This window comes from Nitrospira sp. (genome assembly GCA_029194675.1).
In the GTDB taxonomy this organism is placed as follows: domain Bacteria; phylum Nitrospirota; class Nitrospiria; order Nitrospirales; family Nitrospiraceae; genus Nitrospira_D.
The window spans coordinates 670125-687184 of sequence record JARFXP010000001.1 but is presented as its reverse complement, the minus strand read 5'-3'; the positions used below and the strand labels follow the sequence as shown (position 1 = coordinate 687184).

General features: G+C 56.8%; 12 protein-coding genes. 2 read left to right on the top strand and 10 right to left on the bottom strand.

Annotation, left to right across the window (positions count from 1 at the left end):
- Positions 1-310 precede the first annotated feature (310 nt).
- Entirely contained in the window at positions 311-478 is a 168-nt protein-coding gene (locus P0120_03205; GenBank protein MDF0673340.1) for a hypothetical protein, read from the top strand.
- Positions 479-613: 135 nt separating this feature from the next.
- A complete protein-coding gene (locus P0120_03200; GenBank protein ID MDF0673339.1) occupies positions 614-2233 on the top strand; it encodes a hypothetical protein in 1620 nt (539 codons plus the stop codon).
- A gap of 907 nt (positions 2234-3140) precedes the next feature.
- On the opposite strand, the gene P0120_03195 is transcribed toward P0120_03200, so the two are convergent.
- The 10 genes from P0120_03195 to P0120_03150 form a co-directional block, all read right to left on the bottom strand.
- Positions 3141-3314 (bottom strand): hypothetical protein, encoded by a 174-nt coding sequence (locus P0120_03195; GenBank protein MDF0673338.1) that lies wholly within the window; start codon positions 3312-3314, stop codon positions 3141-3143.
- A gap of 616 nt (positions 3315-3930) precedes the next feature.
- Entirely contained in the window at positions 3931-4407 is a 477-nt protein-coding gene (locus tag P0120_03190) for a DUF1284 domain-containing protein (protein MDF0673337.1), read from the bottom strand.
- 421 nt (positions 4408-4828) lie between these two features.
- Entirely contained in the window at positions 4829-5770 is a 942-nt protein-coding gene (locus tag P0120_03185) for a hypothetical protein (GenBank protein ID MDF0673336.1), read from the bottom strand.
- Between the two features lie 70 nt (positions 5771-5840).
- Positions 5841-6827, bottom strand: coding sequence for a hypothetical protein (locus P0120_03180; GenBank protein ID MDF0673335.1), 987 nt, complete (start codon positions 6825-6827; stop codon positions 5841-5843).
- 430 nt (positions 6828-7257) lie between these two features.
- Complete coding sequence (locus P0120_03175; GenBank protein MDF0673334.1) at positions 7258-8499, bottom strand: catalase family protein; 1242 nt, start codon at positions 8497-8499, stop codon at positions 7258-7260.
- A complete protein-coding gene (locus P0120_03170; GenBank protein MDF0673333.1) occupies positions 8499-9992 on the bottom strand; it encodes a hypothetical protein in 1494 nt (497 codons plus the stop codon). Before P0120_03170 ends, P0120_03175 begins: the two co-directional genes overlap by 1 nt.
- 26 nt (positions 9993-10018) lie before the next feature.
- Positions 10019-11296: a hypothetical protein gene (locus P0120_03165; GenBank protein ID MDF0673332.1), complete on the bottom strand. Its 1278-nt coding sequence runs from the start codon at positions 11294-11296 to the stop codon at positions 10019-10021.
- A 60-nt stretch (positions 11297-11356) separates the two neighbouring features.
- On the bottom strand, positions 11357-13252 hold the full coding sequence (locus P0120_03160) for a hypothetical protein (GenBank protein ID MDF0673331.1): 1896 nt from the start codon (positions 13250-13252) through the stop codon (positions 11357-11359).
- A 67-nt stretch (positions 13253-13319) separates the two neighbouring features.
- A complete protein-coding gene (locus tag P0120_03155; protein ID MDF0673330.1) occupies positions 13320-14219 on the bottom strand; it encodes a hypothetical protein in 900 nt (299 codons plus the stop codon).
- Positions 14220-14248: 29 nt separating this feature from the next.
- Positions 14249-16681 carry a hypothetical protein gene (locus tag P0120_03150; GenBank protein ID MDF0673329.1) on the bottom strand — a complete coding sequence of 811 codons (2433 nt, stop codon included), beginning with the start codon at positions 16679-16681 and terminating at the stop codon, positions 14249-14251.
- Between the last annotated feature and the right edge of the window lie 379 nt (positions 16682-17060).

Here is a 17060-nt window from a genome sequence, read left to right as displayed (position 1 = left end):
TCGAGAGATTTGGAGACTCCGCCTGTATATTTTCCGATCCACCGCAGTATCGAAAGAGATACAGCGTCTGATTCAACTATCGATAACGTTCCTCGCCCTCCAGGATGCCATGGAGTACCGTATCTGCCGGCTCTTCCAGAGGTTTTGGAGTATGACACTATGAGTAGTTTTGCGTGGTATCGAGTTTGCTTCACCGCTGTCTGTCACATTGCTTACCACGGACATAAATGCCATGCCTCGGCTCTTGTCATCAAACTCAGTCTTTGGGGATGCGTTTACACATTAGCCATCTGTTGTCAGGAGGTTCGTTATGCGTGGTTCAAAATGGATTGGAGCCCAGTCCATGAAGCCGCCCGAGGTGAAACGCCTCGGAGAATTGGAGAATGAGAGCGGTCTCCTCAAACTCCCGTATGCCGATCTGTTGCAGAAGTTTTTGGCTATGAAGGATAGCCTTACCAGAAGCGCGAGAGCCTGCTAAGCGTGCGGGAGGGGGTATCAGTCGCCTGGATATAGAAGCTGACGACCTGAGGAGTCCACATGTGCACTTCGCGGTAGAGCCGCACAGTGCCGGTTGCTTCGACCTTGACGGATGAAGTGAGAAAGGAGATCAACGATGCCTACGAAAGGGAAGTCCGATACTGGTCTCAAGGTAAAAGTCACACCGTTCGGTCCGACGCGTGAGGAGCTACAAGCGATCGGCAAACGTGTGCTGACACTGGAGAGCGTGCGCAAGTACATCGGCCGCAGCAAGGCTCGGCTGCTGTACGTCGAGGCGCTCGATGATGACGGAGCCAAGGAAAAAAAGCCGCAGCCGCCGAGCCGCTTTCGCGCCACGCTCTATGACGACACGAACCACCGCACGATCCTCGTCGACGGTAACCTGCGTGATGTGCGGCGCGTGGACATCACCGAGTCGGCGTTGCCACCGCACCCATCGGCTGAAGAATTTGCCGCAGCCGTGAAGATGCTCCGTGGCGATACGACGTTTGCCGCGCTGTCCGACTCACAACAGATCGAGACGTACCAGCCTATTCCATCGCTCGTGTTGAATGAATTGCCGGATGGCCGCATCGAGCGTCGCATCGCGGTCGGGCTGTTGCCTCGCGGCGGCGACGCGCAGCATGAGATCGTTGCCGTTGACCTCGCGCGTAAGCGGGTCATCCGCTTCGAAGAACACCTGCCGCCAAACGTCCGTCCGCGCAACCGGAGCTTATGCGGCGTACCGCATGCCGCCGACCAGACCACGGCCGCGAAAGGTACCGCCGGGCAGGTATGGGTGACGGTGACACAAGGAGGGCAGACGCTGTGGCGCTTTCTTGCGGTGCGGCCGGCCGCTTCGAGTGGAACCAACGGCTCCGGTATTGAGCTGCGCTATGTCGACTACAAGGGTAAACGGGTTTTGTATCGCGCGCATGTGCCGATTTTAAACGTCAAGTACGACGGCGATGCCTGCGGACCCTATCGCGATTGGCAGTACCAAGAGGGCATGATTCAGGCGACCGGCACCGACGTCGCGCCGGGCTTCCGCTTCTGCCAAGCGCCGGCCCAGACGATCATCGACACCGGATCGGATACCGGCAACTTCCTTGGTGTCGGCATCTATGTCTTGTTCAACGAGGTCGTGCTTGTAAGTGAAATGGAGGCAGGCTGGTACCGCTACATCAGTCAGTGGCGGCTGCACGCCAATGGCACAATCCGCCCAAGGTTCGCGTTCGCCGCGGTCGAGAGCACGTGTGTGTGCAATGTCCATCACCATCATGCCTACTGGCGGTTCGACTTCGACATTCGCACTGCCGGCAACAATCGCGTGCGCGAGTTCAACGATCCGCCGCTGATCGGCGCTAGCAAGTGGGACGACAAGCGCTTCGAAATCCGCCGCCCGCGCGACTTCGCCCACAAGCGCAAATGGCGTGTTGAGAACACCCGCACCGGCGAGGGCTATGAGATCGTGCCGAATGCCGATGACGGTGTGGCCACCGCCATGTCTGACTCACCGTTCGGCCGGGGTGATGTCTGGGTCCTGCGTTATCGCGGTAGCGAGATCGATGACGGCGTGGTCGCAGTCGGCCCGCCTTATGAAGCCGATATCGACCGCTGGGTCAATGGAGAGGCGATTAACGATCACGATGTGGTGATTTGGTACGGGGGGCATTTTACGCACGATGTGAACCACGAAGGTCCGGCGCAGCACGGCCACATCGTCGGGCCGGATCTGAAGCCAGTGAACTGGTAGTGCGGCATGGGTCAGTGACCTGCTTGGCGGAGTTGGATTCAGGCTGGCGGAGCCCAACGGCTAAATCGGTCATGGGGATCGGCTGGCTCAAATGCGTTTTGCGTGACTATCTCAAAGATTCACCCTATGTGAGAGCCCTTTGGACAGAATTTCGGAAACATCACCAGGACTCAGCGCTAGCCCACATTATTCATGAGCGCTTCTACTGCAACCACCGATACGCCGCTGCGACAGGCTTGGCTGCGGGTTTCCCGCACCCAAGCGGGCAGGCTCGCCGCTCGGTCGGTCGACATACTGTTTCAAGTATGCCTTCCTTCCTCGCGGCTCCGCGTGCCCGTCTCGCTTGGCGTCTTGGCGGTTTCGTCACGAACCGTCATGAATAATGTGGGCTAGATCGATTCACAACGCTGATAGCGGCTCTACACCGATTTGAGCACATTCGTTACCCCGAGAACCTTATTAGCGAGGGCGGATTCTCCGCTGTGGGTTTTCCAATAGTAGCCGCCAGAAGCACGCAGCTGGGTGCGGAGAAACTACCTGAGTATCATCTTTCTGTCGCGGAAGTCGATGCGTTGGTCAAGGAGATCTTTGCTCGCGGCAATGTAAATCCAGCCTTCTACGCTTTCCACCTGAAGCAGGAGCATGCGTCAAAGTATTTTGAATTTAGAAATGAGACGCCTCTTGTGTAAGTCACGGTCTAATTGCGCGAGAGTTTCTCGCCTGTAAAGGCGGGGTGTGAGCACGGTCCCGCGTCTTCCGAGACTGGCGTGCGTGAAACTGCACACGGCGCCTGTCGCCGCGAGGAGCGAAATGAGGACGTCGTTGAGAAACCGTGGGTATTGCCGTTCGCTATCGTCGTCACCCTGGCTCCCGACGTGCGGGCGTCCTTGTTAATAAGTTACCGCCCTCAAAGCGTCTTCAAATACTCCACCAACGCATCCTTGTCCTTGTCCGGCAGGTTGGTTCCAAATGTGTGACCCTGATTGCTGCCGGCACGTTGGCTCACGTCGAACCTGGTTTCCATCCGCTCAACGTCCTCGCACAATTTCTCCCGCTCTCGCTCATCCGTGAGCCCGTTCATGTCAGCCTCCTACTTGGTCGCGACGACGCCCACTTTCACCGGATTATAGACGTCGTAGCCGCGAAAAAAGATCTTGGGTCGTTTATCGACCGGCTCCAAAAGATCGCGCAGGGTCGGCACGGCGACAACGTCGGAATGAACGCGTCATCTCTCGCCGCTCTCGGTGAAACGAAGATCTATCAGGCTGCGGGAAACCCCTCCGTTCCTCCTTCGAGAGCATCAGGACGAACGGTGTGGCCATTGAACTTACTGAGGTTTTCCGTTCGTGCTGAGCCTGTCGAAGCACACACATCGAGTTTTTTCGCAGCCTGCTAAAGATGTTGGCTGGGTAGATCTGAAGGAGTCTTGCGGCAGGACAGGAATCGGTCGGATTTGAGTCACACCGCCACGGCTCACCTGGGTTCTAGCCCGCAATATTCATGAGTGTTTCTACTGCAACCGCCGATACGCGGCTGCGACAAGCATGGCCGCGGTTTGTGTGCGGCCAAGCGGGCAGGCTCGCCCTTCGTGGCCTCAACATACTGTTTCAAGTATGCGTCGGCCTCTCAGGGCTCCGCGTGCCCGTCTCGCCTGGCATCTCGTCGGTTTCGTCACGAACCATCACGAATAATGCGGGCTATGGGTTGGTTTTTCGTCTTCGGATGGAACTGCGCAGCCGATCGATCCCCTCACGGCAATAGCCGAGCGGCAACCATCGGCAACTGCCGCAGATGGAAGGCAGGTCGCCGCCGCTCATCGACCTGCTGATCCGCGCGAGAACCTCTTGCCAAGAAAGATGATCCCCCGCTTTCAGACCAAGCCTCCCAAGGACGACCCGATCCTGGTCAATCATGTCCGCTTCCGACGGCTCTCCGTTGAGTGTACAACCGGACGACCCTTGTTGATGGAGGCAGGCGGCACACACTGCATCTGGAGATGCCACGACCTGGACAGTGGTTTCGGGCTGATGACACAGAGTCTGATGAATCGCCGCCATATTGGCAACAAAACCCGGGCTGTAGCCTTCCCCACGAAACCCTTGCAGACAGAGGAGGGTATGGCCCCGGAGACGGATTGGAGTGGAGAACCCGGCGTATATTTTCAGCTCGGCCATCGCGGAAGTTCCACCACCATTGTGTCACCGCCTAGCCAGACGATGCAAATATGGGATGCCGGCAGGAACAACAGAAAGGAACGGGAATTGGGCGTGCCATGGCGTGTGGTGTAGCTCACAGAGATGCACGATCCAAGATCTGACCCCATTGGGCTTTGTGGGAGTGGACGACCCGGCGTATATTTTCAGATCGGCCATCGCGGGAGTTCCATCACCATTGTGTCACCGCCTCGCCAGACGATGCAAATATGGGATGCCGGCAGGAACAGCAGAAAGGAACGGGAATTGGGCGTGCCATGGCGTGTGGTGTAGCTCACAGAGATGCACGAAACAAGTTTGACTTCTCACGAAACTGCGGACAAGGAGTTTGCCCTTTTGCCGCCTGTGATTGGTACAGATACGGTCGCCAAAGTCTTGGTACTTACTTTGGGCTCTCCGTGTGTGTCATAACACTGGGCATCATAACATCTCCAACTACACCATACTCAGACCAGACTTTTCCTTTTGTATCATCCCAAATCTGCGTGGGCATCTCGTTCTGAGTTTGGGGGGGGATCTTATACGTCCACACATACCGTGGCCTGTCCGATTCCTCTCGGTTTCCCATGAGATACGCAACGCCATGTTCATTTTCATGTATAAGATCATTACCGAAGAGAATATATAGCCTGCCATCTGTATGAGCTGAAAGAGGTGAAAATAGAATCAGCTTCGTCGTTGATCGATAATTCTTTGCAATTTTATAGGCTTCACTATGTGTCCAGCCACTCTCAACCATTAATGCTCTTGCGTCCTTTGGTGGGTACGAAGGAGGAGGTTTATTATTTGTAAACTTTGTGACCGCCAGCTTAGCTTGCTCAAGATTTGCGCCCATTTGAGACAGAATCCAGCCTGTATAATAATCTGCTTTTAGTTCGAAATCGGGTCTGTCGACACTTTGAGATTGCTCCCAGGACAATAAGTGCGAGTGCACGTGATGTCCTATTTCGTGAGCTAAAACCCCTTTTACCGTCCATCGCCCCTCCTCAGGCACGGTATCAGATTGAAGCCAACCAGGGTTATATACAATTAATCTTCTCGGCACATTCGAGCCTGCTACCTTGAGTACAATGGCCTCCGCGCTGCTAACGTCGGACGAGGATTTGAGTTCATAACCACCTGTAGCTGTAGTGTCTTCGAGAATGCCGAGTATCTCTTTTATGCTTGGCTCTGGGTCTGTAACACGGATTGTTCTTGGCCCTGATTTGACAGTCTCTGCTACATATTGGCAATAAGCCATTACGTCAATCGTCTCATCGGCCCGTGTGGGGAGTGGGGAGAAAATCACCCAAACGACAATCAAAGGGGTAAATATTCTGCACATACTACCACCTCACGTGATAATGGAGTTATGGTATGAAGATTAAAGTTCCATTGTCGCTGTACCCCCTATTTCATTTGGAACTACCACTGCTAGCAGGTGGCTTTAATGCATTTGTAATCGTTGTACTCAGTGCGTCTGCTAAGGTTTTCTTGTTGTCGTCGATTTGTTTTCCTAGGGTGCCAAAATCATCTCCTCCAGAGCCTGTCTCAGTCACCAAAGCAGAGATTGTAATTGCCGAGACACCCCGGCATTCACCTCCACTAGAATGGATTGCTTCACATTTCTGTATTTCGGCATCGCTGCGAGGTATAGGAGGAAACCAACTGGATTCTACTGTGGACGCAACAAAGGTTGCTTCCTTATTAAGTTCAGGAGTGGTCATTCCTGGATAGCTCAGCGTCTTGTCGGCGATAGTGGTCGTTACAATGTCTCCTTGCTTGTTATAGGTCGTGGCATCGATCTTTATCTCAACGCTGACATCAATTTTTCTGCTTGCGCTGTCCGTTCTTGCACCAGCTAGACTGAGCTTGGTGTCGATCGTATCTATTTTTAGAGCAGTTCCTGATTCATTAGGAATAAGGGCTGCCCGCCATACGAATGCACGCTTCGTTTTCTTGTTTGCCGAAGAACTGTCTGTTGTTTTGTCATCGATGATGCGTATCAGTCGCAGGCAGTTATACGCGGGTTTAGTGTATTGCTTGCTTCCACGGTCTTTGAGGTAAAATTCCGGCAAGTTAACCTTTGTGTTGTATTGAAAGCTGAACTCCTTTTTCTTCTTACTGAGATAACTTGATAATTCGCTTGCGGCGTAGTTAAAGACAGCTACAGCTCCTGCAGCTATCATTGGTGCGGCAGCGGCGAACCCAGCGCCTTCCTGTTTGTCTAGGTCATCGCACTTAGTCATGTCTGAACCTTCAAATACAACCAATTGAGCTTGTGAATTGTGTATCGCGTAACTATTGGCGTCGGAAGAGAAAGTCATCACGTCCCACAACGTGCAACCTGGTAATAAGCTAATCGCAATCAGGAGGCAAATTACTCTCATCGCGACCTGCATTTCTCCACCTCTTCCAAATGAAGCATCTCATGACGTGCCTTCCCTATGACCAGCGCGGAAGGTACAACATCTGGTGTTAAACCACAAGCAAGCAATTAACAAGAACCAGCCTACTTCATGACACATGTTTGTAATGCACAGTGTTAAGGGGTCGTGTTAAGGGGTCGGGTCGTGTTAAGGGGTCGGATACCTTTGTCGTCATCATCGTCAATTCCGAGGATAACTAGATAGCGTCAGACCTTGCCTCTTGCATCAAGGCCTATTTGCTATTCGGCTCACTGTCGCGTAGTGCGATCTGCAACCCCTCTCTGGCTGTACCCGTAACGATGAACCGCCGGGACAATCGCGGTGTCTCGCTTGGCGTCTTGGCCTGCCTGTGCGGACACGCAGACAGGCGGTTTCGTCCCGAACCGTCATGAACAATGTGGGCTTATTGAAACGTTTCATCCCCGGTCGGCTCATAGTGCGGCTCAGCGTTCATGTCGTGTCGAAACTTCGATAACTCGAAATACATGCGGCGCCGGGCGCGGCTTTGATTGCCGAGCGGGCGGTGCTCGGCGATGCAGTGCCATGGATTGTAGGATAGGCGTCGCGCGAACGCGATCTGCGCCGGTGAGTCGAACTTCTGCTTTGGGATGCGCAAGGTGGCCACCGAGACGCGGGGCGACAGCCGCTCCGGCCACAGCACCGCATTGTTTTCGAGCGGCATCAGGTGAGGATCGGTCTGCAACTGCAGGCGAATGTCCAGCTCGACATCACGTTGATTGAGCGCGGCGACCATGGCCTGACGCAGGTAGTCATCCGGCGGCCGCAGCGGAAGGCGTGGGATCGGGGTTTTTGTGTTTGATTTAGGCCACACCGAATATTGCATCGCCTGCCCTTCTCCCAACAGATAGGGCACACAACTGAAGTACGGCGCTTCGAACGGACTGCTCTGCGTCTTGATCCATAGTCCCTGCATGATGAAGTCCAACAGGTGGGGGCGGCGAAGATTGAAAAAGTAGTACATCTGCGCATTCTTCAGGCTCTCAAGCTGCAACTGAGCGTTCGCGCGCGTGTCCGGTGTGACGAAGGTCGGCGTGGATACACCGAACATGTCCTGCGTGAATTTCTCTTCGTCCATCAATTTGGGGCCGGGAACCCCCATCAGCTTGATGCTGATGCTCATGAACCCCACATCGTCGATGTCCGGCGTCACGTAGGGCCCGGGGCCTGAAAAACGTACCCATGCGCGATAGGTTTTGGGTTGCGCGTAGATGCCGTGCCGGAACCGCGGCGGCAGGCCGTCGTGGACGATGAACTCGGCACGCACGATGCCGTGGGTCTTGGTGTTTCCGCCTCGTTCGAATCCACCCGGCTTCCACAGCCCGCGCATCTGCTTCTGGAACGAATCGATGATCGATTGGAGCGAGGCCTCCTCGTCCGGTTGCAGCCGTTCCTCGGCGATCTTCAGTCTTTCGTTCGGGCGGAGCAAGTTGATCAACGCGGTGGTCAGGCGCGCGACCGGGTCGCGCAGCACCGCGTCGAAGGGCGGACGCATCCAGGGATCGATGCGCCGCTGCAGTTGCACCAGTCGCAGTGACGTATCGCTGATCCAATTCAGGACTGCCGAGCCTGTATTGGCAGGCGGCACCGGGCGGCTCGTCATTGAGCCAATTACGTTCCGTTGCATCACGACTCCTTTGAGTGTGTCGTCGCGAGGTACCGCAAGGCGCGAATCCCGGGCAGGAAAAAGTAGGCGCCGCCTTGCACGGTGACAAACTGCGGCAAGCTGTTCAAGCGTCGATCCGGACCATCGGCTTGCGGAATCGAGAAGCCGTCGGTGGACGAATCTCCCGGCTCCGGCAATCGGTGGCCGAGCAACGGATCGCTTTCGCCGGTGAGCCCGGCAAATTTGCTTCCGATCACCCACGCGCTTTGCACGAACTCGAACTGCCGTTTGATATTGGCCACCAGGCAGATGAAATAGATCCCGGTATCGGCCCCGGACGAAGGTTCCACTGTAGACAATGCAGGCGCCACGCCTGCACCGAATGTTCGTCCGCGGCGAAGCAGGCGATGAAAGCGTGTCGATGCGACCAAATCTTGATGCCGCGCCGCCGCGTTGAAGCCCAACATACGCCACAGACGCGAGAGGATTCCCGGAGGACCGGGCGGCAAATCCGCATTGCGCGGATTCATACGTCGGATGTGCGCGCCCAACGGGCAGCGCAGCCCTCGCGGATCGGCTTCGTACGTGAAGTCGTTCAGGTTTGATCGCTGCCCGGGAGCGTCGTCGGCGACTGAGCCCTCGCTTGGCGCGACCAGAGGTTCGCCGTTTTTCTTTCGACCCACCATCGCCTCGGCCAACCGCTCGCGCAGGTCCACATCACCGCCCGCTTGCCGATTCAGTTCGCGCCAGAAACCTTGCACGTCCTGCTGAAGTTGACGCAACACGAGATAGCAGCCGTTGCGTCCGAGGTCGGCTTGGTCCGGTGCGTCTTCGGCCCTCGGCAGCAGAGCATCGGAATCACGCCGTGGAGTCAGCAGCGGACGCGCTGTGTAGAGCCCGTATTCGTTGGGATAACCGAGCAGGAACTCGCCGAGGCAACTCACGTTGCTGTACTCGAGCTGGTCCTGGTCGCGCACCGGCCGCTTGCGCTCCCAATCGATTTGCGGTTGCGAAATGCCGTCGGCAAATCCAAACGGCTCCACGTCCTGCCTATCGGATGTCGACAGGCGTTCGATGCGCACGAAGCCGGCCGCGCACTGCGCTTCGATCTCCTGTTCCCATGCCGCCAGTCGCCCGGACCGGGCATACAGAAGCACGGCGACGTGCGGCACCCGCTCACCGGTGCCCCATTGCCAACCGCTCGGATCATTGGCGCCGATATCTCCTAAACGGCGCGCGCGTGCGGCGTCACTTGTCATGCCGGCGACAAATTCGGCTGAAAACTCCGCGAGCAGGTCGGGGGCGATCTCCAATGCACGCAGTCCCTCGCTCGTGAATGCGACATGGAGCGCAGTCTCGGGCAGTGGATCGACCTTGACAGCGGTTGTGATGGGAGCCTGCGCCAACCAGGCACGTGCCGCGGCTGGATCCTTGACGCACAGTAGGAGAAAACAAGCTTCCGTCAGGTGCTTGTGCCCGAACCGCACCAAGCCCTGAACGTCGTTCAGTTCCACGGACCTGTCCTGACTCAGGTTTGTGCTCATAGCAGCTGTAACCAGGCTTGAGCCTGCGTATCAGTCACGTGCGCAAGCTCCAGCCCTTCCCTGATGCGCTGGTTCCGTTTGAGGTCGACCAGGGCCAGGCCCGGGTAGGCCCTGTACCAGACCTCTGTCGGCAACTGATGCCGCCTCTGGTAGTGCTTGAACTTGTTTTCAATGCGTGCGCCGCGCGCGACCAGCCAACGAGTGCGCGGCCAGCCCACGCCGTGACTGAAGGCCAGATTCAGACCCCACGCCACCTTGTTGATGAAGTCGTCCATGTAGGCCTCGTGACCGCCGTCATAGTTGCTGGTGAAGACGAGCCGGCGTTTGTCATCGAGAAAGGCCCAGAACGCAAAGTGAATCGTCTGCACGCGTGCGAGAAAACCGCGTGTGAAGACATGGCGACAGGTATAGTCGATCAGCGTCAGCACCATGGTCACGAGCCAGCGGCGAAATAGCCCCGGCTTGACCGAGCCGAACGCCGTGTACTGGTTGGTCACGTCGTAGTCTTCCAGACGCTGCAATTCCAGCAGCGCCGCGCGATCAGGGGGCGGGCAGATTTCGGCGTCGCTGTTCTCTTTCGTGCGCAAGATGAAGATCAAGAGCGGCGACAGGACAATCAGAAACGGCAGCAGGATCAGGCCCGCCAGGGGAATCGCAACGAGATGGAGGAGCTTCGCGATCTTCCAGCGCAGCGGTGTCGGGTCCGGTGGCGTCAGGCCAAGCCTCCCGGCGCTGACTTCAGCATCGACGAAGTCGATCAGCTCGCGCCGGAGTTGCTGAGCTTGCGCGGCCGATGCGAGCGACGCGCGCGGCACTTTCGCGGCGAGAGCACGTTGCAGTGCGCTTTCCTCCTTGACTTGCCGTACCGTACGACCGACCCAGTTGATGTAGTTGGCAGCGAGTCGATGTTGATGCGCTTGCATCCAGGGTAGTAGATCATCATCCGCGTTGAAGTCGTCGCAATGCATGAAGATTCGGCGCAACCCCGTATCCGCGCGCTGTGCCAGATCCGCGATGCACTCGCCTGCGGATCCGTCACAGCTGCCGATAAACGCAAGGTAGACGGGCAGGTTCGGGCGCGGGACCGCGTGCGCTTCAATGTCGCCGAGTGTGGGATCGTCCAGCACCACCAGCCGCGCAAAATGCAGGCGTTCAAATTGTCCGAACGGTAAAACTGCGTTCGCCGAGTCGGCCATACCCGGATCCGAGTTCATCGTCTCCAGCAGGTCCCGCAGGCCGCGCTCGCGGCCCGGCGCGACCTGTGCCACCAGCATGAATTGGGACTGCGGGGTCACGGCATCAGACCCTTTGCATGGCAACCGTTGGCCTTCAATCTATCCATGATGCGCTCCTACTGCTTCGGTCATCTCACGACGAGGAGCGAGGCAAGCCGGTAAGGTGTCATAGTCCTGTTGCAGCAAATCTTCAGGGCTAAATGTCGCGCCTCGCTTTCGCTGAATGGCAGCCACTGCCTCCTTGCGAAGCACCTGCAAATCGGAGTGACGTTTCCATTCGTCCAGACCGATCCGGTAATGTAAGAGATGCATGGCCGGCGGCATCGGAGCTTCCAGCTGTTCGGGGCCGGCAATGTCCCACATGCTTAACCGCACGAAGATCCGATCGGCACATTGCGTTAAATTGGCCTCGACCTCGGCAGGAGACCCATGGAGAAAGTTCGGTGGAAAGCTATCCTCTCCATGATGACAAGCACCGCAATACCGATCTAACAGGTTGTGTTCGCCGATCAGCGAAGTCTCGTGCGCTGCACCTGTTGAGTGATGGGAGGCAACCTCGTCGTCCAGCGGCGGCGGCATGCCGTGATCATTCAGACAGCAACGATGGGTCACCGGGACCCCTAATTGCTGATCAAACGCAGCCAAGATTGTCGCCCGACGGAACGCCTGGTTGGTGAAAGCATCGGTTCGGCCCATCAAGGTGCTTTGCGCCACGGCGCGTACTGTCTGCTTGAGTCGCTCAGGCTGCCGATGCATCACGCGTTTCAGTCGATTGAGGTCCGCCTTGATGAAAAACTGCGCAAACGAAACCAGTACTCGCTCGAGTGTCTGTGGAGTATCGGGGACGGTCCATACCTCGAGCGGTTCGCGAGGCAGGGTCGGTTCGTGTGGTCCGCGAAACAGGGATCGTGGTTCTCTTCCCTCAAGAGCTGTAGCTTCTACCTCACTGAGACCGGGGAACTCGCTCACCGCGACATACCGAAAGGGATTGCGATTAGGAATATCAGGATTGGGAATGGCCAATCCATGCGGCCAGCGCACATGCCATGCGGCAAGAAAGGAGGGTGGCTCGACAGGGTCCTCGCCGGTGTGCCAATCCTGGACCAATCTTTTAGACAGCGCATATCGAAGCACCCACTCGATCAGTTCGGCTCGACACCTGATCGACTGCTCCGGTCGACCGGCCTGTTCACATCCCTCGCGCCAGAGCAGCTGGGCCAGCGAAATCTCATTGGCTCGATCGGTGGCATCATCGAAGGCCTGAAGCACTCCCACTCCTTGTCTAATGGGAAAGCCGTGATACTGGCGACGTTGATGGACAAGCAGGGCGGCGATCTTGGGGTTCACGTTGGTTTCGTCCCACATGGGGCGGGAAAAGATGGGACTCTGATTCTGATGACATGCGGTGCAGAGCGCACGATTGGCGTACCGAACCGCCGGCGTTCCACCGGCACGGTAGTCATCGACAATCTGGAACTCGAACCGGCCCGCCGCCTCGTTATAGCTGATGATCTCCAATACTGCCGTCTTTTCGTGGTAGCCGATGAAGAGCCGGTCTTTGAGATGCATGGCTGATAGACCTAAGGACGAATCCGCTTCTGTATCGACGGCGAGCACAGCTCGCGGATAGGTAAAGAACTCGCCGTCGCCGGCACGCCGCTGCAGCGAGCGATTGACCGGAATCAGCAATCGTTTAAGAGTCGCCGGTGTACGTTCGGAGTGGAGGTGCGATTCGATTCGAGCTGTCAGAGCCGGGAACGGAAACGGGATGTCGTAGACCTTTTCCCCGCTCACGTTCTTTGTAATAAGGAAATCAAACAACGATCGCCCGATCGGCGGGAGGTTCGTCCCGGATTCAGTCGGATCAACAGCCCATGGAGGTACTGCCGAATCACTAGATACCGGGGTAGTGGGTTGCGCAGAGGGAGTACCCGCACCGCTGTTGGACCTTTCCGCATCCTGGCGGCCACATCCAGAAACAAATACAGTCGTCATAAGCAGGCATCCCATGGCAGTTGCCCACCGTCTTAGTATTTCTTGCATGAGTTGCTAGGCGTTTACTTCACCGGGCTTGTTGGGTGCCCGGTTTGTTGGCCATGGCTGTCAGACGCTGATTGCCGACCCAGCAGTCCTCTGCCACCGAGCCGGAACTGGCAAATGCCGGAGATTCCTTCTCCGCCACGGTCTTGTTGTACAGCGTGAAGTTCAAGGCGAAGACCTTCTTCATGTAGGCTCGTCCCAGGTAAAATCCTGGACGAACCATCCGAATTTCGTCGCGTATCTCCAAGCCTTCCCGTCCGGCCAACACATCGGGCATCTCGCGGTAGCCCAGCAGGTCATCGGTAAACGCGTAGTCGATAATGACCGATTCACGGCGCCCATCCAGCAGACTCTGCCCACAATAGAGCTTTGCGGGGAACAGCAACCAGGCGTCTTTGCCGTCTACGTCGATCTTTTGAATCTTGTCGGTGTGTGGACCGACGATCGGCTTGAGTACGGCCAAATCCTGGATGCGATTCCGAAGGACGCCGTCCTGACGATAGAACACTTTCCCTTTCCAGATGAATTCACCGATGTGCTCGAGCTTGGCCGCTTTGAGATCGACGAGGAAACCCTTGATGCCTCCTCCGACGATCTCGGCCAGGCGGGCCCGTTCGCTCGATCCCTTCGGAAAAAACATTTGCCCATCGTACACCCCGTCCGGAATCGGCCCGGCTGTCAAGCGGGCATAGATCTGATCGACCTGTTCCTGCGTGGCGCCCTTGAGATTATCCGGCGTGATCTTCATGAGATCGGCTGGTCTGAGGGGTGACTCGTGCTCCAGCCGGGCAAAATCGACCTTGTCGGAATATCCTTCCCCGCTCTGGGCAAATGGAATCGGCGGCGGATCTGGGTTACAGCCGAGGAGCACAGTTTGGCTCACTACCAAACCGACCGACATCAACCATCGTGCGCGTTTCATCGTGATCACCTCTTCCCAGGGTTCATGCATCAGAGTGTCGCTAGGAACGCTGTCAGCGCATCCTTCTCTTTATCCGAGAGATCCTCGCCGAATCGGTGCCCGTCGTTTTCGATGACTGCGAGACTGTTGCTGTAGACCTCGCGCAATTCCGCTCCAGCCTCAAGGGCTGATCCCGGCTTCTCGAGCAGCTCCTTTCCCTTTTCTTGGATCGTTTTGGCGATCTGTTCGCCCTTTTCCGCTCCATAGCGGCCGGCGTACTTGGCCTTCAGCTTGTCAAAGTCCACCCGCGCCATGACGAGATCTCCCACCAGTTCCTTGTGGCGGAAGTTCCCGATCCGCGCGGCCGGTGTGCCGACCGGGAAGCGAATGGCCGTGTCGACAAAACGCTCCAGTTTGCCGTCACCCAGCTTCGGGAACAGCCGAATGGTCACCTCGTGATTGAACCCGGTCACTTTTTGAATTCGTTGAGAAGGGTTGAGTAACTCTTTCATCGACGCTTTGTAGAGCTTGAATCGTCCCTCCACGCTGGGATCGAATACCCAACAGGGTGGAGGGGAGGCCAGCGGTTTCCCATCTTTATCGACATAGGATGAGTAGTAGTGCTCATCCAATGGACCACCGCAGACTTCGGGGCCCACGGCGTTGTTGTGCATGAATGGAGCGTAGGCCCAGAGGCTGAGTAGTGAGATATTTCGGTAGTAACCCCGTCCGCCGTCTGAGGGTTCCTTGAGTTGTGGATCGCCGGGCTTCGCCCGCAAGGTTTCAGAGCCGTACTCTTCCCAGACGCGGCCCTGCATGTGATTGGAATGGAGGGATCGCGAGCGGTTTGTCCCGACCTCGCTCACGGGAATGACCTTGTCGTTCCCGAGCCAATCGATGCGGATGCCTTTGTCCTTAGGATCTGTGGAGACCGTTCGAAAATCTCGATTCTCGAACGGTGGGCTCTGGCTGGAATGGCACGAGGCGCATTTGCTCGCGAAAATCACGCGACCCTGCTCAACTGCGCCTTTCCCGAATTCCTTATTGAGCTGTTCGACGAGCGCGGCGTTGTTCTTCAACCCACGGGCTTGGTACAGGTCGGCCGGGGCTCCGGTAGACAAGAACTGAGCGATTTCGCCCAAGCGATCCTCAATCGCGCGGAATTGTGGACAGTCCCGGCGAACCTGTCCGATGTCGAACGGCGTCTGCCCGAACCCACGCATCGTGGGATCGAGCTGCCGCATGTCGGTGAGATGGTTGCCCCACCCTTCCTCGGAGCAACTGCCGATGTTGAAGTAGACGCGCTGAATGGCTTCGAGGGTGCCGATGCTGTCCTCTCCACCTTTCAAGATGTGGTGGACGAACTCTTTCTTTCGGCCCCGCTCCCAACACTTGCCGTCCTTGCCCGGTTCGCACCAACAGGTCCGCTCGTTTCCTCCAGCTGGACATTGGTTCGTCTTGCGCCATTTGATGATGTCTTCCTCGAAACTCGGTCGCTTGGCCAGATTGATGATGGCGTTCATCGTGCCGGCGTTGTTGACCTGATCATTCGGAATCGCGGAGGTGTCGACGGCACCAGGACGCGAATGCCCGTAGATTTGGTACTCAATGGTGTTCGGCGCCATTCCCGATCCCAAGATCTGCGCGAATCGGCCATACTGATTGCCGACTGTGCCGGAGAGGTTCTCCCATTTCGGATGGACCGGATCTTTGGGAGGGCGGATCGGATCGAAGGCAATATGACAGGCACCGCAGGACATGCCGATACGATAGGGCGGCTCGATCGAGCCGTCGACCAGATGACTCTTGGCTGGCGCTTCACGGTCCTTGCGCGGCACCACTTTGGCTGTATAGCCGTCCCACGAGTCCAGGTGTCCGCCGTTAATTTTGAGCCATTTCACCTTGTCGAACTTGGGATTGGGGAACTTCCGGAGGCCCAGTGCACCGGTGGATGTTCCGAATTCAAGGTCACAGGCCGACTGGCGCAAATCTCTTTGATCATGGGGATCGCCCTGCACAAGGGGCACGTCCTGCAGATCGCAGGCAGGATCTCGATACCCGCTCTTCCCGACATACTTGAGCAGTTCGTCGTCGCCTGGACAGTAGTCGAAACCATAGGTCTCGTCATAGCTCTTGGCCGGACAGTGAGCATCGCCCGGCTTACAGCAATCCGGATCGTTGATCAGGCCCCACCGATGGAAACGCGCGTCGCGTGCGTCGCTTCGCAAGACTCGATACCAATCGATCATGACACCGAGTCGCTGCTGATAGACGTAGGTGAAGAAGCGAGCGTTGCCGGCTGTGGCGTTGAACCAAATCTCCGCTCCAACCAGTTCGGCATCCGTCAGATGTTTGCCGTAGTGAAATGGTGAAGGGGCGGGCTTGCCGCTTGCCGCGACAGCTGGTCCTTCCGCCAGGATCGCATACCCTGTAAGTAAGGCCAAACCGAGAATGAGTGTGAGTACGGTTTGTATCCGTCGCATGACCATATCCTCCTCCGTTCTTATGGGCACCGTTCAGGCGCTGCCGGTGCTCACGAGCGAAGCCTTCTGCCTCCGGCGAGTTCTTGAGTGTGAGGGTACCGATGCCTGTACGTAGAGTCAACGAGCAAGTAGCTTGCCCAAGAGCGTATCGGTAGACAGTCGTCAAATCTGTGAACATTGTGAGTGAATGCCTGCAGCAAACGCCGAAGTAGTATCTGATTGGATACCGAGTAGGATCAGAAAGGATACAGTTGATTAGGTCTTTGGCTCGTGAGGTGATGGCTATCGTAGCGGTTAGCCCGCAAGAGAAACGATTTTCAGACTGCAAGCTATTGATCTAGAGGGCTTGTTCCTTGACAGGGGAAAAGCGTTCTTGCTA